This window comes from Neorhizobium alkalisoli (genome assembly GCF_002968635.1).
Lineage (GTDB): Bacteria > Pseudomonadota > Alphaproteobacteria > Rhizobiales > Rhizobiaceae > Neorhizobium > Neorhizobium alkalisoli.
In genome coordinates, this window is the sequence record NZ_PVBN01000003.1 from 249,881 (window position 1) to 275,800 (window position 25,920).

General features: G+C 59.2%; 19 protein-coding genes and 1 pseudogene. 17 read left to right on the forward strand and 3 right to left on the reverse strand.

Going from position 1 to position 25,920, the window contains the following annotated elements; all coding sequences use genetic code 11:
- Positions 1 to 303: 303 nt before the first annotated feature.
- Both C5L13_RS08660 and C5L13_RS08665 read left to right on the forward strand, forming a co-directional pair.
- Positions 304 to 1,617 (forward strand): annotated as a pseudogene (locus C5L13_RS08660) (sensor histidine kinase); the annotation flags it as partial.
- A 268-nt stretch (positions 1,618 to 1,885) separates the two neighbouring features.
- Positions 1,886 to 5,233, forward strand: coding sequence for an ExeM/NucH family extracellular endonuclease (locus tag C5L13_RS08665; protein WP_158693413.1), 3,348 nt, complete (start codon positions 1,886 to 1,888; stop codon positions 5,231 to 5,233).
- 119 nt (positions 5,234 to 5,352) lie between these two features.
- Here the strand turns inward: C5L13_RS08665 and C5L13_RS08670 are convergent, their stop codons facing one another.
- Positions 5,353 to 6,342 (reverse strand): mannonate dehydratase, encoded by a 990-nt coding sequence (locus tag C5L13_RS08670; RefSeq protein WP_105382871.1) that lies wholly within the window; start codon positions 6,340 to 6,342, stop codon positions 5,353 to 5,355.
- Between the two features lie 46 nt (positions 6,343 to 6,388).
- Positions 6,389 to 7,111, reverse strand: a complete 723-nt coding sequence (locus tag C5L13_RS08675) for a FadR/GntR family transcriptional regulator (RefSeq protein WP_105382872.1) — start codon at positions 7,109 to 7,111, stop codon at positions 6,389 to 6,391.
- A 175-nt stretch (positions 7,112 to 7,286) separates the two neighbouring features.
- Between C5L13_RS08675 and C5L13_RS08680 the strand changes: the two genes are divergently transcribed.
- The 8 genes from C5L13_RS08680 to paoC all read left to right on the forward strand — a co-directional run bounded on the left by C5L13_RS08680 (position 7,287) and on the right by paoC (position 16,452).
- The gene (locus C5L13_RS08680) at positions 7,287 to 8,825 is read left to right on the forward strand and encodes an ABC transporter substrate-binding protein (protein WP_407070417.1); all 1,539 of its coding nucleotides are present in this window, start codon (positions 7,287 to 7,289) and stop codon (positions 8,823 to 8,825) included.
- 15 nt (positions 8,826 to 8,840) lie between these two features.
- Positions 8,841 to 9,866, forward strand: coding sequence for an ABC transporter permease (locus C5L13_RS08685; RefSeq protein ID WP_105382874.1), 1,026 nt, complete (start codon positions 8,841 to 8,843; stop codon positions 9,864 to 9,866).
- Between the two features lie 41 nt (positions 9,867 to 9,907).
- Positions 9,908 to 10,765: an ABC transporter permease gene (locus C5L13_RS08690; protein WP_407070418.1), complete on the forward strand. Its 858-nt coding sequence runs from the start codon at positions 9,908 to 9,910 to the stop codon at positions 10,763 to 10,765.
- On the forward strand, positions 10,752 to 11,597 hold the full coding sequence (locus tag C5L13_RS08695; RefSeq protein ID WP_105382876.1) for an ABC transporter ATP-binding protein: 846 nt from the start codon (positions 10,752 to 10,754) through the stop codon (positions 11,595 to 11,597). The genes C5L13_RS08690 and C5L13_RS08695 overlap by 14 nt, the downstream gene beginning before the upstream one ends.
- Entirely contained in the window at positions 11,594 to 12,331 is a 738-nt protein-coding gene (locus C5L13_RS08700) for an ABC transporter ATP-binding protein (protein ID WP_105382877.1), read from the forward strand. The genes C5L13_RS08695 and C5L13_RS08700 overlap by 4 nt, the downstream gene beginning before the upstream one ends.
- Before the next feature lie 322 nt (positions 12,332 to 12,653).
- Positions 12,654 to 13,304, forward strand: coding sequence for an aldehyde dehydrogenase iron-sulfur subunit PaoA (gene paoA / locus C5L13_RS08705; RefSeq protein ID WP_105383134.1), 651 nt, complete (start codon positions 12,654 to 12,656; stop codon positions 13,302 to 13,304).
- A complete protein-coding gene (locus C5L13_RS08710) occupies positions 13,301 to 14,251 on the forward strand; it encodes an FAD binding domain-containing protein (RefSeq protein WP_105382878.1) in 951 nt (316 codons plus the stop codon). The genes paoA and C5L13_RS08710 overlap by 4 nt, the downstream gene beginning before the upstream one ends.
- 2 nt (positions 14,252 to 14,253) lie before the next feature.
- Positions 14,254 to 16,452, forward strand: a complete 2,199-nt coding sequence (gene paoC / locus C5L13_RS08715; RefSeq protein ID WP_105382879.1) for an aldehyde oxidoreductase molybdenum-binding subunit PaoC — start codon at positions 14,254 to 14,256, stop codon at positions 16,450 to 16,452.
- Between the two features lie 41 nt (positions 16,453 to 16,493).
- Here paoC and C5L13_RS08720 read toward each other — a convergent pair whose 3' ends face one another.
- Complete coding sequence (locus C5L13_RS08720; protein WP_105382880.1) at positions 16,494 to 17,384, reverse strand: helix-turn-helix domain-containing protein; 891 nt, start codon at positions 17,382 to 17,384, stop codon at positions 16,494 to 16,496.
- A gap of 119 nt (positions 17,385 to 17,503) precedes the next feature.
- On the opposite strand from C5L13_RS08720, the gene pobA reads away from it, so the two are divergent.
- The 7 genes from pobA (at position 17,504) to C5L13_RS29225 (ending at position 25,870) form a co-directional block, all read left to right on the forward strand.
- Positions 17,504 to 18,676, forward strand: a complete 1,173-nt coding sequence (pobA, locus tag C5L13_RS08725) for a 4-hydroxybenzoate 3-monooxygenase (RefSeq protein WP_105382881.1) — start codon at positions 17,504 to 17,506, stop codon at positions 18,674 to 18,676.
- Between the two features lie 118 nt (positions 18,677 to 18,794).
- Positions 18,795 to 19,967 carry an ABC transporter substrate-binding protein gene (locus C5L13_RS08730; protein WP_105382882.1) on the forward strand — a complete coding sequence of 391 codons (1,173 nt, stop codon included), beginning with the start codon at positions 18,795 to 18,797 and terminating at the stop codon, positions 19,965 to 19,967.
- A gap of 68 nt (positions 19,968 to 20,035) precedes the next feature.
- Positions 20,036 to 20,899, forward strand: coding sequence for a branched-chain amino acid ABC transporter permease (locus C5L13_RS08735; protein ID WP_105383135.1), 864 nt, complete (start codon positions 20,036 to 20,038; stop codon positions 20,897 to 20,899).
- 16 nt (positions 20,900 to 20,915) lie between these two features.
- Positions 20,916 to 21,920 (forward strand): branched-chain amino acid ABC transporter permease, encoded by a 1,005-nt coding sequence (locus C5L13_RS08740; protein WP_105382883.1) that lies wholly within the window; start codon positions 20,916 to 20,918, stop codon positions 21,918 to 21,920.
- The gene (locus C5L13_RS08745; RefSeq protein ID WP_105382884.1) at positions 21,917 to 22,681 is read left to right on the forward strand and encodes an ABC transporter ATP-binding protein; all 765 of its coding nucleotides are present in this window, start codon (positions 21,917 to 21,919) and stop codon (positions 22,679 to 22,681) included. Before C5L13_RS08740 ends, C5L13_RS08745 begins: the two co-directional genes overlap by 4 nt.
- On the forward strand, positions 22,662 to 23,378 hold the full coding sequence (locus tag C5L13_RS08750; protein WP_105382885.1) for an ABC transporter ATP-binding protein: 717 nt from the start codon (positions 22,662 to 22,664) through the stop codon (positions 23,376 to 23,378). The genes C5L13_RS08745 and C5L13_RS08750 overlap by 20 nt, the downstream gene beginning before the upstream one ends.
- A 1,169-nt stretch (positions 23,379 to 24,547) precedes the next feature.
- Positions 24,548 to 25,870 (forward strand): DUF5623 domain-containing protein, encoded by a 1,323-nt coding sequence (locus tag C5L13_RS29225; protein ID WP_158693414.1) that lies wholly within the window; start codon positions 24,548 to 24,550, stop codon positions 25,868 to 25,870.
- Positions 25,871 to 25,920 lie beyond the last annotated feature (50 nt).

Sequence of the window (25,920 nt, forward strand, 5' to 3'; positions counted from 1 at the left end):
GTTCCGAGCCGTTTCCAATATCGCCAGATCTGTCGGACGTGACCGCCTGTTAGGATTTTGACGGCAGGTGCCCTGATATTACCGAAGCATTATGAATTTTGCTGGATGCTGCAGACGATCAACAATGTGTTGATGTTCGGCTGACAGTAACGCCATGGCTTGAACTTCGGTTCTTTTCGATGGTGCTATCCAACCGGCGCGACTTCTGGACAGAAATTTTGCCTCGTGGAGGTGTGAACTGAACATCATGCAACAAACGGATGATCGTTGTCAGTTTCATCGTGAAGGGTCGGTGCGTCCTGGCGAAAAGGGCTGTTCGCGATGACCTTCCAAGATCTTTCGCCACTGGCGCGGCTTGAAAGCGAATTGGCAGATCAGACGGCGCGGCTTGATGCGGCGATCAACAACATGCCGCACGGATTGTGCATGTTCGACTCCGAGAAGGGACTGATCGTCTGCAATGCCGCTTATGCGGCCATGTATCATTTGCCAGAGGTGCTGACACGGCCAGGCACCCCGCTCGATGCGATACTCGAACATCGTGCCCTGAAGGGAATCGGCCCCCTCGACAAAGCGACCTACTTCAACGTGGTGGCAGAGGCCAATGTGATCGGTTCGGTCGCCAGCCAGAATATTGTCCTATCTGATGGCCGGGTGATCAAGATCACCCACAATCCCATGAAAAACGGCGGCTACGTCGCGACACATGAGGATGTGACGGCTGCGGTTGCGGTGTCACAAGAGTTGGTGAGACAGCGCGACATGTTGGAAGCGACCGTTCAAGCCCGAACAGCGGAAATTGGACGTCAGGCTCGGGAACTGGAGCGAATGCTCGCCCAGGAGAGACAGATCAACGAACTGCAGCGCCAGTTCGTCGCCATGGCCTCCCACGAATTTCGCACCCCGCTAACGATCATCGACGGGGCTGCACAGCGGTTGTTCCGCCGTCGCGGTCAGTTGGACAGCGAATTCGTTACCGACAAGATTGACCGGATTCGAGGCGCCGTTTCTCGGATCGTCGAGTTGATGGAGAGCATACTTTCGGTGGGACGACTGGATCACGGATCGGTCGAGATGTCCCGTGAGCCTCTGTCCTTGAGGGAATTGGTGCAGACCTGCTGTGACCGACAACAGTCGATCGCAGCAACCCATCGGATCCACGCAGACCTCGAGCGCCTTCCCGATCAGATCGAAGGGGACCAGAGGGCGCTGGAGCAGGTGTTTACGAACCTCCTTTCCAACGCCGTCAAATACGCGCCCTCCGCTCCGGATATCTACGTTTCGGGATGGAAGGACGCAGCAGGGATAAAGATCGCAGTGCGGGATGGGGGCCTCGGCATCGACGCAGAAGACCTGCCTCGCATGTTCCAGAGATATTTCCGAGCGCGGACATCGAGCGGTATTGCGGGGACCGGCATCGGGCTCAATCTCATCAAGCAAATCATCGAACTGCACAAGGGAACTATCGAGGTCGCCAGCAAGAAAGGCCAGGGTTCGACCTTCACGATTACCTTGCCATCGGAAATGGAACTGACTGCCGTGAATGACACAGCTCCATGGACGGAGCGGAGCAGAAGCGGTGGTGACCCCCGGGGCGCGGCTGAACTTTGCCGTTGATCCCCGGCGCGGGAACGCGGATGGGGACTAGATGCTCTCGGGAGTAATGATCTTCTTCGTCGTCAGCGGCGTTCCCGCGACAGCACTCTTCCGCGCCGTCCTGCCCAATCTCAGCGTTCTTTTTGCTTCCCGGGCAATCCTGTAGGCCTGGGAGATCATCTTCTGATCCCGGCATCTGGCCTTTTGGCGAGGCGGCCTTATGTCAAGCGACTGTCGCAGTCGGCTGCTATGTCAAACTGCCTGTTCTTTTCAGCAAGGGATTGCAAAGATGTCTTTCCTTTTCTCTCTCCCACGGTTTCATTTTGGCACTCGCCTCGCTGACCATATTGAGGGCAGCGCCGATGACGACTTCATCTTTGGCCTCGACGGTGATGATCGCGTTGTTGCGGGTGGGGGGGACGACAGGATCGTCGCCGGAGCAGGAAACGACGAGATCGACGGCGGCGCAGGCAGCGATCTCATCTTGGGTGGACGAGGCTTCGACACCGCGATCTATTCAGGAAGTGTGTTCGATTATCGTTTGCCGCGGCTAACCAGCTTATCCGACAATATCTTTACGGTCACCGATGCCAACGGCGATCGGGATATCTTGAACGATGTCGAGGCCATCCGCTTTGAGGCAAGCGACTACACGCTCTACCTCGATGGGCGCAACAATGCAGTGCTTGCGGCCAGCGACGAGGTTGCGACCGACGAGGACAGCACGCTGGCGATCAACGTGGCCGATCTTACGTCGAATGATCGGGACTTTGACGGCGATCAGATCGGGGTTGTCGCCGTTTCGGAAACAAGCGCGGCAGGCGCAGCCGTTGCGCTGGCGGAGGGTGTGGTATCCTATAATTCCGGCACCATCTTTCAGTATCTGAACGAAGGCGAAACCGCTGTCGACAGCTTCACCTATACCGTGGATGACGGGAAGGGGGGCACCGATACCGCAACGGTCGCGGTGACGATAACCGGCGTGAATGATGCCGCCGTCGTTTCGGGCGACACGAGCGGATTGGTCGTCGAGGCCTCCGGTGCCGGTTCGGAAACGTCGACCACGACCGGCACTCTCGTTTCCGACGATGTCGACAACAATGACCGCTTCCGGTCCGCGAGCGACCAGGCGAGCGCCATGGGTTACGGCATCTACAGCATCGACGAAAATGGCAACTGGACTTATGCGCTCGACAACGAGAACGCTGCCGTCGATGCACTCGGCAGCGGCGAAAGTCTCATCGACCGTTTCACGGTCCTGAGCACCGATGGGACCGCGCAAGAGGTCACGATCACCATCAACGGAGCGGATGACACCGCTCCTGCCGCGCCACGCATCAACGAAATCCACTATGACAACGTCGGCACCGATGCGGGTGAGTTCGTCGAGGTTCGCGTCGCGGCCGGCTCTGATGTCGCAGGGCTCCTGGTCGAACTCTACAACGGCAATGGCGGTTCCACATATGGTTCGACCGCCGTATCCGGTCTTTCGATGACCTCGGACGGAGAATACGACTATTACCTATGGAACCTGCCGGCCAATGGCATCCAGAACGGCGCCCCGGACGGTGTGGCGCTTTCCGAAAATGGAACCCTGATCGAATTCCTCTCCTACGAGGGAAGCTTTACGGCGGCGAACGGATCTGCCGCGGGCACGGCCTCCACGGACATCGGAGTGGTGGAAGCGGGCAACGATGCGGTTGGCCTGTCACTCCAGCGGATAGGCGACGGTCCGACGGAGTGGGTCGGCCCCGAAGAGCAGACCCCCGGATCGGCAAATGAAAGCGACCCTGGTGGTGGCGAGCCGACGTCCTATCTCATCTCGGAAATTCAAGGCAGCGGCACGGCAAGCTTGCTTACCGGCGAATATGTGCTCGTCTCTGCGATCGTGACCTACACCGTTGCGGACGGTTTCTATCTGCAGGAGGAAGACGGCGACGCGGACGGCAATGGCGCGACTTCGGAAGGCATTTTTGTCTTCACCGGAGGTGCGCCGAGCGTGGCCGTCGGCGACAAGGTCGAGGTCGCTGGAACGGTGACGGAATATTTCGATTTTACCGAAATCACCGACGTGACCGACATCATCTCCATCTCGAGCGGCAACACGCAGCCGACCTCGGTGGCGCTTTCGCTCTCACCGGACTTTGCAGCCAATCTCGAACATTACGAGGGCATGGCGATCACCTTGATGAGCGGCACGGACGATCCGCTGACGGTCATTGAGAACTTCGATCTCGACCGTTATGGCGAGATCACCGTCTCAGCAGGCTCCCAAATTCAACCGACCCAGATTTATGATCCCACCACTCAGCAGTCAGAGATCCAGGCCCTACAGGCGGCCAACGCCAACAACCGGTTGACGATCGACGACGGATCCTCCGTCCAGAATCCTGACGAATTCCGCTACATTCCGGCCTCCACTGGAGACAACGGCAACGGTTATCTGGATGCCGGCGATACATTTACCGAAGATGGCCCCACGCTCAGGCTTGGTGCTGAGCTCACGGGATCGGTCGAAGGCGTCCTCAGCTATGGCTTCGGGGCATACAAAATGCTGGTTGACGGCATCCTGCCTGTCGATGAGACGACCAATGGGGCCGCTCGTCCCGATGCACCGGAGGACGTCGGCGGCAGGCTGACGGTTTCCAGCTTCAATCTTCTCAATTTTTTCACCACCTTGAATGACGGCTCCGGCGCCGGGTCGGGTCCGAACAATCTCGAGCCGCGCGGTGCGATCAGCGCGGAGGATCTTGCGCGTCAAACCGACAAGATCGTGGAGGCCATGCTGCAGATCGATGCCAGCGTCTTCGGCTTGCAAGAATTGGAGAACAACGGTTTCGACAGCGCTTCGGCTATCTCCACCCTGGTCGATGCCTTGAACGCTGCCGCTGAGCCTGGCGTGACCTATGCCTTTGTCGATCCTACGGAGCCGGGATCTGACGGTTTCATCGGAACCGATGCCATTACCACCGGTCTGATTTATAAAACCAACGAGGTCAGTCTCGTCGCGTCCGACTTCCTTGTCTTTGATGATGGCAGCCAGCAGCAGAGCCGGCCGGCCGTCACGGCGACATTCGAAGAGAACGGCACCGGTGAGCAATTTACCGTCTCGGTCAACCACCTGAAGTCGAAGAGCGGGACCGGAACAGGCGCCGATGCAGACCAGGGCGACGGACAGGGCGCATTCAACGCAACCCGGACGGCCGCGGCCCAGCAACTCGCCGAATGGCTGTCGTCCGACAATCCTGACGGATATCTTGCGCAGAACGGCGTCGGCGATACGGATGTCCTTGTTATCGGAGATCTCAATTCCTACGCTCAGGAAGACCCGGTCGACGCCATGCGTGATGCCGGCTATGTCGATCTGATCGACAGTTTTGTCGGTCAGCAGGACGCGTTCAGCTACATCTTCGACGGACAACAGGGGACGCTGGACCAAGGCCTGGCATCACAGTCTCTGGCCGGTCAGGTCAGCGGCGTTACTGAGTGGCACATCAACGCGCAGGAGCCGGGTCTCTTCAGCTATTCCACGGAGTTCAAAGACCCTGCATTCTACAATGACGACGTGTATGCGACATCGGACCATGATCCGTTGCTGATTGGCCTCAATCTTGGAGATAATCCGTTCATTGCCTGATTGGACGAGATTGTTGCTGTCTTAAAGACGCCCGGCTTTTGCAAGACGAGCGTCCATAAGAGGAAGAAGGTCAACCCTGTTCAGCCGCGTTCACGGCGAGATCCCTTGCGGGCCGCTGATCAGGCGAATTTGGCTGTGTCTGCGCCAAATGTTTCGAGCAACGCAGCGATGTAGCCATAACAAAAGGCGAAGGCCACGCCGGTTGGATCGCGGCCGTCGATGCGCGGTACATGATCCGGCATGACCATGTACGGGTATCCCACCTCCTGATACACCTTCAAGGAGCGGACCATATCCATGTCGCCCTCTTCCGGAAAGGTCTCCATAAACGAGAGCTTGCCGCCCCGGATATTACGGAAATGGACGTTGAAGATCTTGCTGCGGCTTCCAAACCAGCGAATGATATCGTCGATCTCTTCGCGCGGATTGTCGAGCATCTCGCCGATCGAACCCTGGCAGAAATTGAGGCCGTGATAGGCGCTTTCGCGCATCAAGACGAATTTCTTGAGGCCCTCCACGGTGCCGAGCACCCGCGTAACACCCTTGTAGCCCGGTGGCGTGTATGGATCGTGCGGATGGCAGGCGAGCCGAACGCGGTTGCTCTCCGCCACAGGCACGACGCGTTCGAGGAAATAGTCGATTCGCTCCCAGTTTTCATCCTCCGAGAGCACGCCGGCCAGTCCGGGCGCGGCTTCCTGGTCGGTTTTTTCCCACCGGAAGGCTTCGTTCAACGCGCCGCCGCGACCGCGCTCCAGCTCGGTGCGCGGAATACCGATCAGATTCAGGTTGTATTTGACAGCCGGAATTCCAACCTTGGCGCAATTCTCAATCATTTGAGAAACGGCGTCGATTTGACGGTCGCGCTCAGGCCCGGCAAGCAGGATATCAGGATAAGACGCCTGTTCGATCGGTTTCGAGGGGAGGGGAAGCTGAACCATGTCGAGGACAAGCCCGAAACTTTCCACATGATCACGATGGCGTTCCAGATCTTCAAGGGTCCAGCTCGAAGGCGGCCCTGGCGGATCGGCGGAAATATTTTTCACACCAAGCTGCGCCCATACCCTGTAGTCGTCGTCATCCCGTGCTGCGACTTGTGTTCCCAGATACACTTTGAACCTCTCCCTAATGGATCATCATCATATGACATAATATGAGCTATAGGTTCATGTCGAGAGCATGTTGCTGCTCTGCCATGATCCGATAGCGGCGTTGGCTGGCGTTGATGTGATCGCGCATCGCCTTCCTTGCCCGCTCGGGGTCCTGATCGGTGATCGCATCCAGTATGGCCACGTGCTCGGCATGAACCTTGAAGAGGTAGACCTTATCGGTAACCTCAGGAAGGGTAGGAAACTGGCCGCGAGGAATCGCCTTGGCGCCGAACTGGCGGAAAACCTCCACATAGATACGGTTGTTGGTGGCCGCAGCAATCGCCATGTGGAAAGCAAGGTCGGCCTCGACGGTCGGCAGCCCCTGTTCGATCAGCTGCCACATGCGCCTATTTGCCAAGCGAATCTCGCTCTCCTGTTCGGCCGTTCTGCGATAGGCGGCGATTGCAGCGGCCTCTCCTTCAGTCGCAAGCCGGAACTCCAGGAGCTCCAGGGTTACCGGAATATTGTTGATCTCTGTCGGTGTCAGTCTAAAGCCATGACCTGGCTGAGGATCGCCAACGAACACGCCCTTGCCCTGGACCGGACGGACGAGACCTGCCGCCCTGAGATCGGCGATCGCTTCCCGCACGACCGTGCGACTGACGCCAAACTGCACTTCGAGTTGCGGCTCGGTGGGAAGCCTGTCGCCATTCTTGAGGCGTCCTATTTCGATCTCATTGCGGAAATGATCGATTACTTTCTGCGCCAGCCGCTGCCGAACCGGTTTCATTCACACCCCACTTTCATTTCCCGCTTCGGGTTCAGACCCCTTGCCATCTGCATCCCGGGCCGATAATCATATCATGACATACGAGCAACATACTATGTTATGTATGTTATCCTTGGGAGGGAAATCTATGAAGCAATTTTGCGCGCGACTTCTCGTTGGTGCTGCGATCAGCATCATGACGCTGACTTCGCCGACGGCTTTCGCCAAAACGCCCGACAACCAGCTTGTCATCGCGACATCGCTCGCGCAGGTTCTGTCGCTCGATCCGCATCAGGCCACCGAGGCGAAGGCCAACGAGATCATGGCCAATCTCTATGATCGGCTGGTTTCCGTCGACGGGTCCGGCAAGATTGCCCCCCAGCTTGCGGAAAGCTGGCAGATCGACGAGAAGGGCATCACATTCAAGCTGCGCAAGGCCGATTTTGCTTCCGGCAATCCTGTAACCTCCGCGGATGTCGTCTTCTCCATTACCCGCTTGCTCAAGCTCGATCAGGCCGCCGCCGCAAACCTCAAGCGCGTCGGATACAATGGGGGAAATGTCCAGAAACTGGTGACCGCCCCGGACGAAAAGACGGTGCGCATCGACCTCTCCGGCGAGACCACCTCCGAACTCCTTCTCTACCGTCTCGCAATGGTGATTGCGAGCGTCGTCGACAGCAAGGAGGTCAAGTCGCACGAGGCGAGTGGCGACTGGGGTAACGGCTGGATGCGCACCAATTCCGCTGGTTCCGGCCCGTTTACGCTCAACCGCTGGACCCCGAATGAGATCGTCATCCTGGAGGCGAATAAGACCTATACCGGTGGCGAACCCAAGATGCGTCGCGTCGTCATACGCCACGTTCCTGAAAGCCAGGTGGAGCGTCTGATGCTGGAACGCGGCGACGTCGATATCGCCAGCGCTCTCACCGCGTCGGATCTTTCTGCATTCAACGGCAAGCAGGACTTCCAGATTCAGCGAGTGCCGACCGGCGGTTTCTACGTGCTGTCGATGAATGCCGGCAAGGAACCGCTCTCCAACCCGAAAGTCCGCGAAGCGATCGCCTATGGCATCGACTACAAGGGTATGGAAAAGGCGATCATGGGCCCATATGGCCGAGCCCGCACCATACCGGTTCCGGAAAATTTCGAATATGCCATTCCAAGCCCCGACTGGCAGCTTAACGTTGACAAGGCCAAGGCGCTTCTTGCCGAAGCCGGCTACAAGGACGGTTTCTCGCTGACGCTCAAGACCATCGCCCAGACGCCGCGCATCGATCTTGCCACCGCCATCCAGGCCTCGCTTGGTCAGATCGGCATCAAGGTGAACATCCAGCAAGGAAACGGTGCGGACATCATCGCCGCGCACCGTGCACGCGATTTCGATCTGCTAATCCCGCAGACCGGCGCTTATATGCCCAACGTACTTGGATCGATGGAGCAGTTTTCCAGCAACCCAGACAACTCGCTTGCCGCCAACAATGCCGGGAATTTCGTATGGCGGTCGGCCTGGGACATTCCGGAGCTGACGGCGTTGACGGCAAAGGCATCGCTTGAACCGGATGCGAAAAAACGCGGCGAGATCTACGTGAAGATGCAGGAAACCTTCGTCGCCCAGAAGCCGGCGGTGCTGCCGCTCTTCGAACGTTATGAGCCCATCGTCGTCACCACGCGGGTAAAGAACTATGTCGGTCACCCGAACGCGACGACGCGGCTCGAAGGTGTGACCAAAGACTAGCCAAGGCAGCCGATCATGAAGGAATTGTCCCTAGGCGGATTGGCGCGACGCGTCCTGCAGTTCGTCGTCAGTCTATTCATCCTCTTATGTGTCACCTTCGTGATCGGCCGCATCATGCCGACGGATCCGGTCGGTGCAATTGTCGGCGAGCTCGCAGATCCGGCGGCTTACGAGGCCATGCGCGTCAGGCTCGGCCTCGATCTGCCGCTCTACCAGCAGTTCTTCATCTATCTCAAGGGGCTGCTGTTCGGTGATTTCGGGACGGCGGTGCTGACCGGAAATCCGGTCAGCCGCGACCTTTCTCAAGCTTTCCCGGCCACGCTGGAGCTTGCCACGCTTGCGATCCTCATATCGACGATTGTCGGCGTGCCTCTCGGCCTAGCCGCCGCACTCTTTCGCGACAGCTTCATCGACAAGTTCGCACGCGTCTTCGCGTTGGTAGGGCACTCGATCCCGGTATTCTGGTTCGGTATCGTCGGCCTCGTCATCTTCTATGCGTGGCTTTCACTGGTCGGCGGACCGGGCAGGGTAGATGTGTTCTATGAAGGAATCATCGAACCGACCACGGGGCTGATGCTCGTCGACAGCCTTATCGAGGGCGAGACGGAAATTTTCTGGAATGCGCTTTCGCATATCATTCTGCCGGCGGCGATCCTCGCCTATATGGCGATGGCCTATATAACCCGCATGACCCGCAGCTTCACTCTGGAGCAGCTTAATCAGGACTATGTCATCGCCGCGCGTGCCAAGGGGGTTAGCCCGGCCCGCACCGTCATCAATCACGTTCTGCCGAATATCGCCGTTCAGCTTATCACGGTGCTCGCCATCTCCTACGGCAACCTTCTCGAAGGGGCGGTGGTGACCGAGATCGTCTTCTCCTGGCCGGGTATCGGTCAATACATGACGAATGCGCTGATGATCGGCGATATGAACGCGATCCTCGCGAGCACCATCATCGTCGGCTTCATATTCATGTTTCTCAATTTCGCAGCCGACATCGCTTATGTGCTGCTTGACCCACGCACCAGGGAGGCCGCATGACCCGCACCTTGCAAGGGACACAGGCGGTGCAGCCGCCTGGGATGACGCAACGTTTCTGGGCCAGCACGTCGCGGGTAATCGGCAAGCTCGCCGACGAGCCCTTGGGAATGGCCGGGTTCCTGATCCTTGCGCTGCTCGTCCTGATCGCTATCTTCGCTCCGCTGATTGCGCCCTACGATCCAGCGCGGCAAATGCTGGGCGATGCGCTGCAGCCTCCGAGCCTTGCGCATTGGGCCGGCACCGACGAATTCGGCCGCGACATCCTGAGCCGGCTCATCTACGGCACCCGCATCACAATTCAGACCGTGCTGTCGGTCTCGCTCATCGTTGGCCCGATCGGCCTTGTCATCGGCGTCGTCGCTGGTTTCTTCGGTGGACGGACGGATGCGATTCTGATGCGCGCGACGGACATCGTGCTGTCGTTTCCTTCGCTGATCCTCGCATTGGCTTTCGCGGCGTCGCTCGGTGCGGGACTGGGTACCGCAATCGTTGCGATCTCGTTGACCGCCTGGCCACCCATTGCACGCCTTGCGCGCGCCGAAGCGCTGGTCGTCCGCAACGCCGACTATGTCGCGGCCGCACGTCTTTACGGTGCATCGCCACTGCGGGTCCTGTTTTTCTACATTGCTCCTATGTGCGCACCCTCCGTTATCGTGCGTCTGACATTGAACATGGCCGGTATCATCCTGACGGCCGCTTCCCTTGGGTTTCTGGGCCTTGGCGCCCAACCGCCATCGCCCGAATGGGGGGCGATGATATCGAGCGGCCGCAAGTTCATGCTGGATTATTGGTGGGTTGCGGTCATGCCCGGTGTGGCGATCCTGCTGACCAGCCTTGCCTTCAACATCGCCGGCGACACGTTGCGCGATCTACTGGATCCTCGCCATGCAAGATCGTGATCTCTCGCCCATCCTTTCCGTCCAAAACCTGAATGTGCGCTTCGGCCGCAATGCAATCGCGGCCGTGTCCAACGTCAGTTTCGACGTGGCCCGCGAGCGGATCGGCATTGTCGGCGAATCCGGCTCGGGAAAATCGACGACGGGGCGGGCTATCATGCGCCTGCTTCCTGCCCGCGCCAATGTCATTGCTGACCGGCTTGATTTCAACGGTGAGCCGCTTCTCGAGAAAACCGAGAAAGAGATGGGTCGACTCAGAGGCAAGGACCTTGCCCTGATCATGCAGGATCCGCGCTATTCGCTCAATCCGGTATTGACGATCGGCAGGCAGATCGCTGAATCGGCCAAGCTTCATCTCGGGCTCAAGGGCGAGGGCGCGATGGCGCATGCGCGCCACATGCTGGAGCGGGTACGCATCAAGGATCCGGATCGGGTGCTGAAGCTTTATGCGCACCAGATATCGGGCGGCATGGGCCAGCGCGTGATGATCGCCATGATGCTGCTTGCCAAGCCGAAGCTGGTGATCGCGGACGAACCGACGTCGGCTCTCGACGTCAGCGTCCGCAAAGATGTGCTTGTGCTGCTCGACGAACTGGTTCGCGAAAACAATTCAGGTCTGATCCTGATCAGCCACGATATCCGCATGGTCGCGGCCTTCTGCGAGCGTATCCTGGTCATGTATTCCGGCCGTATCGTCGAAACTCTGACAAATCTGGAAGAGGCGCAGCACCCCTATACCAAAGGGTTGATTGCCGCGATGCCAGACCCACGCCGCCCCGTCCGTCGTCTCAAGGTGTTGGATCGGGCATCGATTGAAGCGAACATAGCCCCATGATCAAAGTTGAAAATCTCGATGTTGTCTATGGTTCGAAGAATGCGTCGAACCACGTCGTGCGGAGCGTCAGCTTTGACGTTGGACGCGGTGAAACCTTGGGTATCGTGGGAGAATCCGGTTGCGGGAAATCGACCTTGCTGCGATCCCTGGCGGGATTGGAACGAGGCTGGACGGGCTCGATTGCCTTTGACGGCAAACCGGTCGGAACAGCGCGCAATCGCGAAGAGTTAAAGCTGGCGCAAATGGTGTTTCAGGATCCCTACGGTTCCCTGCATCCACGTCATCGCATCGGCACCGCACTTGCAGAGCCTCTTCGGGCAATGGGGCTGAGCGACGGTTGGTCGGAAGCGTCCAAGGCACTGCGGCAGGTGGGGTTGCCGGAGCATTTTGCCAACCGGTTTCCGCATGAACTTTCGGGTGGACAGCGCCAACGAGTGGCAATCGCCCGGGCGCTTATCCTTTCGCCCCCGATCCTGCTTCTCGACGAACCAACATCGGCGCTCGACCTTTCGATCCAGGCGGAGGTTTTGAACCTGCTTGCCGATCAACGCGAAGAGCGCAACCTGACCTATGTGTTGGTCAGCCATGACCTTTCCGTCATCGCGCATATGTGCGACCGGGTGCTGGTCATGCAGAATGGCATCTTCGTCGACGAACTCACCAAGGCAGATCTCGCAGAGGGCGTCACGCACGCAGCTTATTCCCGCGAGCTCTTCGAATCGAGTTTTCTTTGATGCTCAGCGGAGCGAGCCTGGGATTTTTACCCTCCCTTCCTACCTGACAGGCGGGTGGATTGCCGCCCCGGAGACATAGAGCTGCTCACCCCGCAAGAGGGTGTCGACATGCGAGTGTACCTATCGCTCCAGTTCATGAATTCGCTAAAAAGCGCAGGTTTATCCGATACCTGATCGCTTTCCTCTCGGGTTTCATGAACAGGATCGATAACTCTATGCGATTGGAGCCCCCTAATCGCCGCACGACTGTCCTCTACCTTTTAAGCCGCATTATTGCTCGAGCAATCTCATGCGCCTTACCCCCATGGTCCTCACCATCGAAATGGAGCCGGACATGCAAAGCCCCACCCAACTTGAAATCTCCCGCCGAGATTTACTTATCTCGTCGGCCGCGGCCGTCGCGGTCACCGGAGTCGCAGCTGAGGGAGCGGCGGCACAATCTGCGGGAAAGATAATGGATCACACAACGAAGATTTCCTTCACCGTTAACGGCGAAAGGCGGGATCTCCACCTCGACAACAGAACCACGCTGCTCGATGCCCTGCGCGAGCACTTGCATCTCACTGGAACCAAGAAGGGCTGCGACCATGGCCAGTGCGGCGCCTGCACCGTGATGATCGACGGCCGCCGCATCAACGCTTGTCTGACGCTGGCGGTCATGCACGAGGGGGACCAGATCACGACCATCGAAGGTCTCGGAAAACCCGGAAATCTTCATCCGATGCAGGCTGCCTTCGTCAAACACGACGGCTTCCAGTGTGGCTACTGCACGCCCGGACAGATCTGTTCCTCCGTGGCGGTGCTCGAGGAGATCAAGGCAAACATCCCGAGCCACGTCACCGGCGATCTTACGACACAGGCACAGGTCACGCCTGCAGAGATCCGCGAGCGGATGAGCGGCAACATCTGTCGTTGCGGCGCCTATTCCAACATTCTCGACGCCATCACGGAAGTCGCGGGGACAAGAGCATGAGAGCCTTCACCTACGAACGCGCCTCCTCTGTCGAGGCTGCGGCCAAGGCGGCCGCCTCCAATCCCGAAGCGAAGTTCATCGCAGGCGGAACGAACCTGCTCGATCTCATGAAGCTCGAGATCGAGACGCCGACGCATCTGATCGATGTAAACGACCTCGGCCTGGACAAGATCGAACCGACACAGGAAGGCGGTCTGCGCATCGGAGCGCTTGTCCGCAATACGGATTTGGCCGCGCATAAAACCGTCCGTCGCGACTACGGGCTCCTCTCCCGAGCACTCCTGGCCGGTGCGTCCGGGCAGCTGCGCAATAAGGCCAGCACCGCGGGCAATCTCCTGCAGCGTACGCGCTGTCCTTATTTCTATGACACCAATCAGCCGTGTAACAAGCGCCAACCCGGCAGCGGCTGTTCCGCCATCGGCGGCTTCAGCCGCCAGCACGCGGTCGTTGGCACGAGCGAGGCTTGCATCGCGACCAACCCGAGCGACATGGCCATTGCCATGCGAGCGCTGGACGCGGTCGTGGAGACCGTGAAAGGAGACGGCAGCCGTCGCGCCATCCCCATTGCCGATTTCCATCGCCTGCCGGGCGACACGCCGTACATTGAGACGGTTCTCGAAGCCGGCGAGATCATTACGGCAGTGGTGCTGCCGCCGCCAATCGGAGGCCGACAGATTTATCGCAAGGTCCGCGACCGGGCCTCCTATGCCTTCGCTCTCGTCTCCGTCGGCGCCGTCATCCAGCCGAATGGGACTGGTCGCATCGCCGTCGGGGGCGTCGCTCACAAACCTTGGCGCGTCGAGGCGGCCGAGGCCGAGCTGCCGACAGGAGTGCGCGCCGCCACCGGTGTGCTTCTCGCGGACGCCCGTCCTACCGAACAGAACCGTTTCAAGGTGGAGCTGGTCGAGCGCACGCTCGCAGCCGTCATCTCGGAAGCCAGGGGGTAGTCATGCAGTTCGATACACCAGCAACCACGAACCCGATCGACCGCCTGAAGGTCGTTGGGCAACCTATCCACCGCATCGACGGCCAGCTCAAGACGACCGGCCGAGCGATGTATGCTTATGAATGGAACGATCCCAATGTGTCATATGCCTACGGCTATCCCGTGGGCGCGGCCATCGCCAAGGGGCGCATCAAGTCGATGGATGTCTCCGACGCGAAGAAGGCGCCGGGCGTGCTTGCCGTCGTGACGACACTGGACGTCGGCGAACTGAAGAAAGGCAATTTCAATACTGCAAAACTCTTCGGCGGCGACGAGGTCCAGCACTATCATCAGGCGATTGCGGTCGTCGTCGCGGAGACCTTCGAGCAAGCGCGCGCCGCCGCCGCACTTGTAAGGGTCGACTATGCCGAGGAGAAGGGTGTCTTCGACCTTGGAAAGGCGATGGACACGGCGGTCAAGCCGGAGGAGTCGCAGGAGCCGGACACGGCCGTCGGAGACTTCGATGTGGCGTTCACGTCTGCCCCGGTGACCCTGGATGAAACCTACACGACACCGGATCAATCGCATTGCATGATGGAGCCGCATGCCTCCATTGCAGCCTGGAACGGCGATGAACTCACTGTTTGGACATCGAGCCAGATGATCGACTGGTGGCGTTCCGACCTGGCGACGACGCTCGGGATCGACAAGGAAAAGCTCCATCTCATGTCGCCCTTCATTGGCGGCGGTTTCGGCGGCAAGCTGTTCCTGAGAGCTGATGCCGTGCTCGCTGCGTTCGGGGCAAAGGAGGCGGGACGCCCCGTCAAGGTCGCTCTTCCACGACCTCTCATGCCAAACAACACGACCCATCGCCCCGCCACAATCCAGCGCGTTCGCATCGGGGCGGATCGGGACGGCAGGATCACAGCGATCGCTCACCAAAGCTGGTCGGGCGACCTTCCCGGCGGTGGTCCCGAGACTGCCGTCAATCAGACCCGTTTGCTTTACGCCGGAGCGAACCGTATGACGGCGATGCGGCTTGCCGCGCTCGATCTTCCGGAAGGCAACGCGATGCGGGCCCCAGGTGAAGCTCCCGGTCTGATGGCGCTCGAAATCGCAATCGACGAGATGGCCGAGAAGCTCGGAATGGATCCCGTGCAGTTCCGCATCCTCAACGACACGCAGGTCGATCCGGAAAACCCCGAGCGTCCGTTCAGCCAGCGCAACCTGATCGGCTGTCTGGAGGTCGGCGCAGAGCGCTTCGGCTGGAACCAACGCAGAGGACCAGGATCAAGGCGCGACGGCAATTGGCTGATCGGAGTGGGAGTTGCGGCAGCCTTTCGCAACAACCTCCTCGTGCCATCGGGAGCGCGGGTGCGGCTCGATCGCGAGGGCATCGTGACCGTCGAAACCGATATGACCGACATCGGGACCGGCAGTTATACGATCATCGCCCAGACCGCGGCAGAGATGCTGGGACTACCCATCGAAAAGGTTGCGGTCCAGCTCGGCGATTCCCGCTTTCCCGTATCTGCGGGCTCGGGCGGACAGTTTGGCGGCAACTGTTCGACTGCAGGTGTCTATGCGGCCTGCGTGAAACTTCGGGAGGCAGTTGCGCAGAAGCTTGGCTTCAACTCCGATGATGTTGTCTTCGAAAATGGTCAAGTCCGTTCGGGGAACCGCGCGGTGCTGTTGGCCGAGGCGGCCGGTTCGGACGGTCTTGTCGGTGAGGACACAATTGAGTGGGGCGACCTTTCCAAGACGCATCAGCAATCGACCTTTGGAGCACATTTCGTGGAGGTTGGCGTCGACGTCGCAACGGGTGAGAGCCGCATCCGCCGCATGCTCGCGGTGTGCGCGGCAGGACGCATCCTCAACCCGATCACCGCCCGCAGCCAGGTAATCGGTGCGATGACCATGGGCGTTGGCGGGGCTTTGTACGAGGAGCTTGCCGTGGATACGCGATCGGGCTTCTTCGTCAACCACGACCTTGCCGGATACGAGGTTCCCGTTCACGCAGATATCCCCCGTCAGGAGGTGATCTTCATGGAGGAGACCGACCCGATGTCGTCACCGATGAAAGCAAAGGGCGTCGGCGAACTTGGACTTTGTGGCGTCTCCGCCGCGATTGCCAACGCCATCTACAACGCGACCGGCATCAGAGTTAGGCGTTATCCGATCACGCTCGACAAGCTGATCGGTGGCCTGCCGGACGTTGCCTGAGTAATCGACGGCGGCCCGAGCTCGAGGCCGCCGTTACCCTTTTACCGTCCGTCGAGCCGCATCTTTTCCTTCATCCGCCAGGCGCGGGGCGTCTCGGAGGTCTGCTTGAAGAAGAACCGCGAAAAATAAGCCGGATCGTTGAAACCGAGGCGATGGGCGATTTCCTGCACGGAAGCGAGAGAAAAGACGAGTTCCCGCTTTGATTCCTCCACCAGCTTCGCGCTGATCAAATCATGGACCGTATGGCCGGTCGTTGAGCGCACGATACGGTTGAGATGAGTCAGCGATATGCCGAGTTCGGCGGCATAAAAAGACGCCGGTTTATGCGAGCGGAAATGCCGCTGGATGAGGCCGCTCAACAACTCCATGCGCTTTTCGCCTTCTTCTGCAGGAAGTTGGCTTACATTGCCTTTGTGGGAGATCCGGGCGGTCAGCCTGAGGGAAAGCGCTATGTAGGATGACAGGAGCTCATTGCGACCACTGCTTCGATGCTCGAACTCGTCGCCGATACGTTTCACCGTCTGCATCAGGTAGGCCGCGTCCACATTTTGCGGATCCAGCGCCGTCAGATGCGGTAATGCCAGCCATTCGCCATAGCGGCCGCGTTCGCCGGGAGCATGGCTCAAGTGAGAAGCAAGGACTGTGATTACCAGTCCCTCAATGTCGCGGGAAAACCTGAAGCCGTGGTTCAGGCCCGGCGGGACCGTCAGGATCGATGGTGGATGGATCGGAACGCTTTTACGGTCGAAGGTGGCATCTCCCGAGCCTGCCTCGATGTACAATATCTGAAAGAACGACTCGTGCCGGTGCAGCCGGATTTCCCATTGGTGCCGGCTGCTTCGGGACTTGATCGTTTCGCAATGCACCCAGAAGTCCGGCTCCTTGCCGGTTTCTTCGCCGTAAAGCTGATACGTGGGTACGTGCCGGTACATCCGTGGCCTCCGGGGTGAAATGTTCATTTTGTGCAATTTTTCGGCCTGAAAGTCCATTGCTGCCGGCGCGGAAGCCGAGCAGAATTTGTCAAAAGGCAAAAACGCATGGGAGGATGCGCTTGAGGACGCAGGTGGCCATTATTGGTTCCGGACCGTCAGGTCTCTTGCTTGGCCAGCTTCTGACCGAAGCGGGCATAGACAACGTCATTCTCGATCGGGTCAGCAAGGACTACATTCTTGGCCGCGTCCGTGCCGGAGTGCTTGAGGAAAGCACGGTTGCGCTTCTCGACCAGGCGCATTCCGGTAGCCGCATGCATGCCGAAGGTTTGCCACATGACGGATTCTCGCTTGCTTTCGATGGACGCGACCATCGTATCGATCTCTATGGCCTAACCGGTGGCAAGCGGGTCATAGTCTATGGTCAGACCGAGGTGACGCGCGACCTGATGGAAGGACGCGAGAAGAGCGGCCCTATTACCATTTATGAGGCGGGCAATGTTCAGCCGCACGATTTTGACGGCGGCTCGCCTTACGTCACCTACGAAAAAGACGGCGGGACCTACCGCATCGACTGCGATTTCATCGCCGGTTGCGACGGTTTTCACGGTGCGAGCCGCAAGGCAGTGCCGGAAGAGGCGATCCGCGTATTCGAAAAGGTCTACCCGTTCGGCTGGCTCGGCATCCTGGCCGAGGTTGCGCCGGTCAGTCACGAGCTGATCTATGCCAACCATCCGCGCGGCTTTGCGCTCTGTTCGATGCGTTCCGCAACCCGCAGCCGCTACTACATCCAATGCGCCCTCGACGAGAAGATCGAGAACTGGAGCGACCAACGCTTCTGGGACGAGCTCCGCCGCCGCTTGCCTGCGCACCACGCCGAGGCACTCATCACTGCACCGTCCTTCGAGAAGTCGATCGCGCCGCTGCGCTCCTTCGTCGCCGAACCGATGCGCTTCGGCAGCATGTTTCTCGTCGGAGACGCGGCGCATATCGTGCCGCCGACCGGCGCCAAGGGACTGAACCTCGCAGCAAGCGATGTGCATTACCTCTTCAACGGACTGCGGGAGCATTATCACGACCGCTCCGAGGCCGGTCTTGATGTCTATTCGGAAAAGGCGCTTGCTCGTGTCTGGAAGGCCGTGCGCTTCTCCTGGTGGATGACGACGATGATGCATCGCTTTCCCGATACGGGCGACTTCGATCAGAAGATTCAAGAAGCCGAGCTTGATTATCTCACTCATTCGCGGGCCGCTTCCACGGCGCTCGCGGAAAATTACGTGGGCTTGCCGTTCTGAGCTTTCCGCGGGAGTTGGCTTCACGGAGATAATTGCATCGGCGGATCCACGCTGCTTTGATTTTGAAACCGGTGCACGGGCTAAAACGCTCGCACCGTTTGATAAGGGAGGACTAAACATGAAGAAGACCATTCTCTGCGCCCTTGCGGCTTTGGCCTTGAGCAGCACGGCTTATGCCGACGTCATCAAGGTCGGCGTGGTCGGTCCGTTCTCGGGTCCGTTCGCGCTGCAGGGCAAGAACTTCAAGGCCGGCATCGATGCCTATATGGCGCTCAACGGCAACAAGGTCGGCAGCGACACGATCGAGATCATCTACCGAGACATCCCGACCGCCGATCCGGCGCAGTCCAAGGCGCTCGGCCAGGAGTTGATCGTAAAGGAAAAGGTCAAATATCTCGCAGGCTTCTACTTCACCCCGGACGCCATGGCCGTTACGCCGATCCTGAAACAGGGCAACGTGCCGATGGTCATCATGAACGCCGCCACCTCGGCGATCATGAAAACCAGCCCGCTCGTCGTGCGGACCTCGTTCACCACCTGGCAGACTTCCACGCCGATCGCGAAGGTGGCGTTCGATGCGGGCGTGAAGAAGGTGATCTCGGTGGTCAGCGACTATGGTCCGGGCATCGACGCGGAAAACGCCTTCAAGGCAGGCTTCACAAAAGCTGGCGGCGAAGTGGTGGAGTCGATCCGCATACCACTCGCCACCAACGACTTCAGCCCGATCATGCAGCGCATCAAGGATTCCGGTGCCCAGGGCGTCTTCGCCTTCCTGCCTTCCGGTCCGACAACCCTAGGCTTCGTCAAGGCCTATAACGACAACGGCCTGAAGGCCGCCGGGATCAAGTTTTTCGCGCCCGGCGACCTGACGCAGGAATCGGATCTGCCCGCACTCGGTGATGCGGCCCTCGGCATTCAGACGACGTTCCACTACGCCGTCTCGCACGAATCCCCGGAAAACAAGACGTTCGTCGATGCTGCGGCCAAGGCGATTGGCAACAAGGCGGAACTCTCCTTCCCGGCTGTCGGCGCCTATGACGGCATGCATGTGATCTACAAGATGATCGAGGCGACGGGCGGCAAACAGGATGCCGAGAAGGCAGTAGAAGCGGTAAAGGGCCTCTCCTGGACGAGCCCACGCGGCCCGGTTTCCATCGATCCGGAAAGTCGTCACATCACGCAGAACATTTATCTGCGCGAAGTCGCCAAAGGTACGGACGGGACCTACATCAACAAGGAAACCCAGACCTTCGAGAAGCAGGGCGATCCGGGCCTCGCTGCGGCCAAGTAACACGTCGAGAGAGTTCCGAACCCTCGGCGGGCTTGCCGTGGCCCGCCGTTTCCGGACAGGACATCCTGATGCAGACAGTCTTCAGCATAGCCATCGACGCGCTTGCCTATGGCATGGTGCTGTTCGTCATATCGATCGGTCTTTCGGTCACCATGGGCCTGATGCGCGTCGTCAACCTCGCGCATGGCGCTTTCGCGATGATCGGCGGCTATATCGCCTCCTACGTGGCGCGCGACCTGGGACTTGGTTATGCCGTCGCGGTGATCGCTGCCGTCGTCATCACCATCATCATCGCCATCCCGATCGAGCGGCTTCTCTATCGCCGCATCTATGGCCAGCCGGAACTGACGCAGGTGTTGATGACCATCGGCATCACCTTCTGCATCATCGGTATTGCAAATTATGCGATGGGGCCGACGTTGAAGACGATTCCGCTCGCGGAGCCGCTACGGGGATCGGTGGATCTCGGCTTCCGCACGATTTCTATCCACCGGCTGTTTGCCATCATCTGTGGCCTGGCAGTCGCGCTTGGTCTCTGGTTCGCGATCGAGAAGACCAGTTTCGGCGTGAAGCTGCGCGCTTCGGTGGACAATGCCGCCATGGCAGCGGCACTCGGCGTGCGAACCGAGATCGTTTATGCGATCAGCTTTGCGGTTGCTGTCGGGCTTGCCGCCTTCGGTGGAGTGGTAGGCGCCGAACTGCTGCCGGTCGAGCCGTATTACGCGCTCCGCTACATGGTCACCTTCCTGGTCGTCGTCTCCGTTGGCGGGGCGGGGTCTATTCCCGGCGCGCTGATTGCCTGCCTCCTGCTCGGGGCGATCGATACAACGGGGCGTTACCTGATGCCGGAATTCGGCGAGTTCTTCTTTTATCTCGCGGTGATCGCAATCATCTGCGTCTTTCCCCGCGGCCTTGCCGGGCGCGTGAAGTGAGGCGAACTAGGTAAACATGACATTGGCTGTGAACAATCAGAGCATACCTAGCCGGCCGCGGGGCGGCTCCTTCAGGCGCGATCTGATCGGCGTCGCGGTGATCGCCGTCTTTGCCGCGGCGGGCTACATCCTCTTCCCAGATAATCTCGCGCTGCTGACCCGCATTCTGGCAGTCGCCTTGCTTGTTCTCGCGCTCGATCTGGTGACAGGTTATTGCGGCGTAGCGACGCTCGGCCATGCCGCGCTCTTCGGTTCCGGCGCCTATGCCGCCGGCATTCTTTCAGCTCACTACGGCATCAACGACCCGCTGCTGATGACGCTCGGTGGCATCGTAGCCGGCGCCGTCGCAGGGCTTCTCTGTGCCGTCGTCATGTTGCGCGCGCATGGTTTGCCACAGCTCGTGTTGTCGATCGCGCTGATTTACCTGTTTCACGAACTTGCCAACAAGGCTTCCTCCTGGACGGGTGGCAGCGACGGCCTTTCAGGCATCATGCCGGATCCCGTTTTCGGCGTGTATGAGTTCGACCTCTTTGGCCATACCGCTTATTTCTTCGGCGTCGCGCTGCTGCTGATCGCCTTCGTCCTGCTGCGCCTCGTGGTCCGTTCTCCGTTCGGCATGTTGTGTCGCGGCATCAAGGAGGACCCCTTGCGCATTCGCGCCATGGGCGCCTCGCCGAATGCGGCACTTGCCAAGATGTACGTGATTTCCGGTGCAGTTGCCGGCACAGGGGGTGCACTCAGCGCGATCTCGACGCAGGTGGTCGCGCTCGATGCGCTATCGTTTACCCAGTCGGCCGAAGCGCTGGTCATGCTGGTGCTGGGCGGCACGGGATCTCTGTTCGGCGCGCTTGCCGGCACGCTGATCTTCATGCTGTTCGAAGACTATGTATCGGCCGCCAACCCCTTCCATTGGCTCACCATGGTCGGCGTGCTCTTGATCGCGGTCGTGCTGTTTGCCCCGAAGGGCATCTACGGAACCGCGGCTGCGTACTTTACCCGCCGCGGGGAGGCGAACCGATGAGCCCCGTTTTCGAAGTTGCCAATCTCAAGCGGTCGTTCGGTGGCCTTGTCGTCACCAACGACGTGTCGCTTTCCATGGCGCCGGGCGACCGGGTTGCCCTGATCGGGCCGAACGGCGCCGGCAAAACAACTTTCGTCAACCTCGTGACCGGCAACCTGCCGCCGAGTTCCGGCGAGGTTCGCCTCGGTGGCGAGACCGTTACCAGGGTCGACGCCATCGGTCGGGTGCGTCGCGGTCTCGTCCGTTCGTTCCAGGTGACGCGGCTCTTCCAGGACATGACGCCTGCCGAGCACGTGGGGCTTGCGGTCCTGCAGCGCGATGGCCGCGCCGGTCGCCTCTTCGGCCGCTTCCTCAACATGACAGAGGTGATGGCGGAAGTCTCTGAACTGCTGGAAAAACTGGGCTTGGCGGAGCTGGCGTATCGCAAGGTGCGCGAGATCGCCTACGGTCAGCAGCGGCTTCTGGAAATCGCCGTTGCTTTGGCTCTGAAGCCGAAGGTGTTGCTACTCGACGAGCCTGCGGCCGGCGTGCCGCAGAGTGATACGGGCCGAATCGAGCAGGCGCTAGCGGATCTGCCGCCGGACTTGGCCGTGCTGATGATCGAGCACGACATGGATCTCGTCTTCCGGTTCGCCAAGCGGGTGATCGTGCTGGCCGCCGGCACCATTATCTTCGACGGCCTGCCGGCCGATGTCACCAAGGATGCCCGCGTTCGCGAGGCCTATCTCGGAAATTATGCCAATGCCAGCCACGTCGCTTGAGGTTGAGAACCTTTCCGCAGGATACGGGCCGACCAGGGTTCTGGAAGGCATATCCTTCATGGTGCCCGCGGGCCAGCGGCTCGCCGTCCTCGGTCGAAACGGCATGGGCAAGACGACGCTGCTTGCCTCGCTCGCCGGCCAGACGAAACGTTATGAGGGTAGCATCCGCCTCGGCAATGCCGACATTACGACTGCGCCGAGCGCTTCCCGTGCTCTCAAGGGGCTAGGCTACGTGCCGCAGGCGCGCTGCATTTTCCCGACACTGACGGTGGAGGAAAACCTCTTCGTCGGCCTCAAGGGTCGGCCGAAGACGGCGCTTGAGGAAGCCTACCAGATGTTTCCGCGCCTGAAGGAACGCCGGCGCAACCTCGGCAATCAGCTTTCCGGTGGCGAACAGCAGATGCTGACGACCGCGCGCAGCATCCTTGGCCGCCCGTCCGTCCTGCTTCTCGACGAGCCGTTGGAAGGGCTGGCGCCGGTCATCTGCGAAGAATTGATGGTGGCTTTTGCCGAACTCGCAAAGACGGGCGACATGACCATCCTACTGGTCGAACAGCGCATCCAGAGCGCACTCGATTTCGCTGACAGGGTCATTATTCTGGAGCGCGGCAGACTGGCCTGGACTGGCACCCCGCAAGAGCTTTCCGCGAACCGTGACGCTGTGGACCGGTTCCTTGGCGTGGGCGGCCTGCACTAGTGTCCCGGCGCTTGCTTGTTCTCTCAGCAGTTCGGCGTAGAACCGTTCTTCCCGGACCCGGTTGAGCGCTGCAAATTCTTCCGTTGCGGCGATAGCGCCTTCCTCGTTGATTTCTGGAGTGCCGTTGCGGGAATTCGCACGGCCGCGGTTCGGATTGTTGACCTCGGCCGCTTCAACCGTAAGCAGTGCTCCGGACGACGTGATCGTCAGCAACGGGATCGGCCTTTCTCCGGACGGCCGCCGGATGCGCCGTTATCTAAGCCGGGTTTTCGATACGGACCGGATAGCGGATCGATCTCCAACTCCATTATTCGATGACCGGTGAGCGGCCGGACGGCGCTTGCTTCGATGGGGAAGGGGAGGCAATCGATGGGGGAGGGTATCATCAACAAGCGGCAGCATTCACCTTTACCTTGCTGGCGCTGCTCGATGCCCTAAAGATGTTCAAAGGCCCAATCACCACGGTGATGGCTGGCCTTGGCGCGAGTGGATATCCACTGGCCGTTGAGCCATGAGCTGCTGATAGCAGAAGATAAAAGATGGCCAGATGGGCATTTCTGAGAAAGGCGAGCTAGGTTTCGCCGCGCGCCAGCGGCGATCTTACGCGTTCATCCGGATTAATGAGAGCAGGTGGGTCTCATTGCAAGCCGCACTTCATTCTTGAACTCACCCTGTGTTGTCCGCGTATCGCATAAAATGAATTATGGAACTGCAACGACACCCCTGGATATCATCGATAAATGTAAAAACGGAACCAAGTATGGCCCAAACTGTGAGCTTCTGGCCCAAACCGGAACGTAGCGTGGCCCAATCCCTCATCTGACGAAATTCGAACGCCTCAACGAATACCGGCTCTTCGAACGGAAACCAACAGACTTAATGGATTTTCCCTGCAGGTGCGCCTCGCCATAAGCTTGCCTGGCATGGGGCTGAGGTCGTCACTCATGCGGTCGTCGAACAGACGATATGCCGTGGACAGCTTTTAAAATGGACTTGCTCTCATCGCGAATCACTCATATTTTCTTGATGTTCCCTGGCAGGAACGTGCCACCCGTCAGTTGCGAAGCTGTTGACAGCACTGCCTTAGATGAACTTTGAACCCGATCATGTTTTACTCGGGGCTCAAGAGGTGGTTGACGGGTGACGCTTCTGAAGGCCAGGAGAAAAACATGTCATCTGCAAGTGTTCGTCCCACAACCCTTGAAGGCATTAAGCGGCTCGCAAAATTGCTGTCGAAAGAGCAAGGCGTCCCGCACTCTTCCGGACTTGATCTAGCTTCTCACCAGGCTGGCTTTGCAAACTATCAAAATGCTCGCCGAAACCTCCGCTCGTCCGCAAGCCATAGGGATAGCCGTAGGCAGGAGCCCGCCGTAAGCTCATTTCCCGTCTACATCAATGTCTTTTGGAAAGATTCAAAGACAAAGGAAACAGGCACAGAGATTATCGAGGTGCCTCTCTCCAAGCCGCTCGATGATATCATTGAGAGCCGCTACTATAAGAAGGTGCGCGGGCTCAGCAGATTCAAACGTTGGGCATCCGATCATATCCTCTGCCAAGTCACAATCGACGGCCAAAGCTCAGCGATTGCAGAAGCTTGTAAAGCAGCACGTGCTCTGCAGTTCATGATGGCGACAGGCTTGAAACCATCCCCGAAAAGCCTGCCGATGAGCGATTATGGGCGCAATAAATTGCCGGGACGCGACCACCCAAGTTCCTGGTATGATCCCATTAGCAAGAAGTATATCGGCGTTGACGAGCCCTATGCCGCTTCAGTTGAAGAAAAGAAGACAGAAAGGGCGGCCTGGGCGACACGTCTCGGACAAGAGATCGTGAAACCCGAATGGGCGGGTATGTACTATCCAGAGGGTGGCAGCGAGCTATATCTCATTTCCGACAAAGAGAAGGGTTTGTCCGCCGAGTTGGTTGCCGCTGCCTTGGCAACCTTGGATGCTCCGATTGTTCCGGAAAACTGCAAATCAGTCGAAGTTAAAGACGGCGACTATTTTCGCTCGCCCGGTGAAATCAGCGCCCAGACCAAGGCGACGCGGCCCAAGGGCGAGAAAAAGCAGCGGGCTTCAGCTACGACTGTTCCATACCAGATGTTCATGGCATCTGGCCGACGGCCGAGCGTTCGGATGGCGAGTGAAAAACATGCTGAGTTGGGGCAGCTTTTGAAAGATGTGTTGAGCGCTACTTATGAGCGGAAAGGCGTCTACAAGCGAATCGATAAGGTTAGGTGCGAACTGGATGACTGGGTGCAAGCTGAATACACCAGCGAGGAACTCAGCGACCAAGTCTTCTTCGATCTCTACTATCACGAGCGCCACGAGGTGCCAGATAACGAGCAAGGCAAGAAGGGTCGGGAAGTCCACACCGAACGGCTGCGAAAGGTCCAAGCCATCCTTCGGAAGGAGTATCCGGATTGCGAGCCCGTCCGGACTTTGGTCCGAAAGCTCGATCTAGCAATCAAGTCGCTTACGATCTGGAATTGAATTCACCACGATTGCGCGGTCACCACGACCGCGCAATCGTGTTCAGTTGC

Coding starts and splice junctions, on each gene's coding strand:
- C5L13_RS08740 (WP_105382883.1), top strand. CDS start 20,916: ATGACATTGGCTGTGAACAATCAGAGCATACCTAGCCGGCCGCGGGGC.
- C5L13_RS08720 (WP_105382880.1), bottom strand. CDS start 17,384: ATGTACCGGCACGTACCCACGTATCAGCTTTACGGCGAAGAAACCGGC.
- C5L13_RS08730 (WP_105382882.1), top strand. CDS start 18,795: ATGAAGAAGACCATTCTCTGCGCCCTTGCGGCTTTGGCCTTGAGCAGC.
- C5L13_RS08665 (WP_158693413.1), top strand. CDS start 1,886: ATGTCTTTCCTTTTCTCTCTCCCACGGTTTCATTTTGGCACTCGCCTC.
- C5L13_RS08675 (WP_105382872.1), bottom strand. CDS start 7,111: ATGAAACCGGTTCGGCAGCGGCTGGCGCAGAAAGTAATCGATCATTTC.
- C5L13_RS08745 (WP_105382884.1), top strand. CDS start 21,917: ATGAGCCCCGTTTTCGAAGTTGCCAATCTCAAGCGGTCGTTCGGTGGC.
- paoA (WP_105383134.1), top strand. CDS start 12,654: ATGGAGCCGGACATGCAAAGCCCCACCCAACTTGAAATCTCCCGCCGA.
- C5L13_RS08685 (WP_105382874.1), top strand. CDS start 8,841: ATGAAGGAATTGTCCCTAGGCGGATTGGCGCGACGCGTCCTGCAGTTC.
- C5L13_RS29225 (WP_158693414.1), top strand. CDS start 24,548: ATGTCATCTGCAAGTGTTCGTCCCACAACCCTTGAAGGCATTAAGCGG.
- C5L13_RS08710 (WP_105382878.1), top strand. CDS start 13,301: ATGAGAGCCTTCACCTACGAACGCGCCTCCTCTGTCGAGGCTGCGGCC.
- C5L13_RS08695 (WP_105382876.1), top strand. CDS start 10,752: ATGCAAGATCGTGATCTCTCGCCCATCCTTTCCGTCCAAAACCTGAAT.
- paoC (WP_105382879.1), top strand. CDS start 14,254: ATGCAGTTCGATACACCAGCAACCACGAACCCGATCGACCGCCTGAAG.
- C5L13_RS08750 (WP_105382885.1), top strand. CDS start 22,662: ATGCCAGCCACGTCGCTTGAGGTTGAGAACCTTTCCGCAGGATACGGG.
- C5L13_RS08690 (WP_407070418.1), top strand. CDS start 9,908: ATGACGCAACGTTTCTGGGCCAGCACGTCGCGGGTAATCGGCAAGCTC.
- C5L13_RS08735 (WP_105383135.1), top strand. CDS start 20,036: ATGCAGACAGTCTTCAGCATAGCCATCGACGCGCTTGCCTATGGCATG.
- C5L13_RS08680 (WP_407070417.1), top strand. CDS start 7,287: ATGACGCTGACTTCGCCGACGGCTTTCGCCAAAACGCCCGACAACCAG.
- C5L13_RS08700 (WP_105382877.1), top strand. CDS start 11,594: ATGATCAAAGTTGAAAATCTCGATGTTGTCTATGGTTCGAAGAATGCG.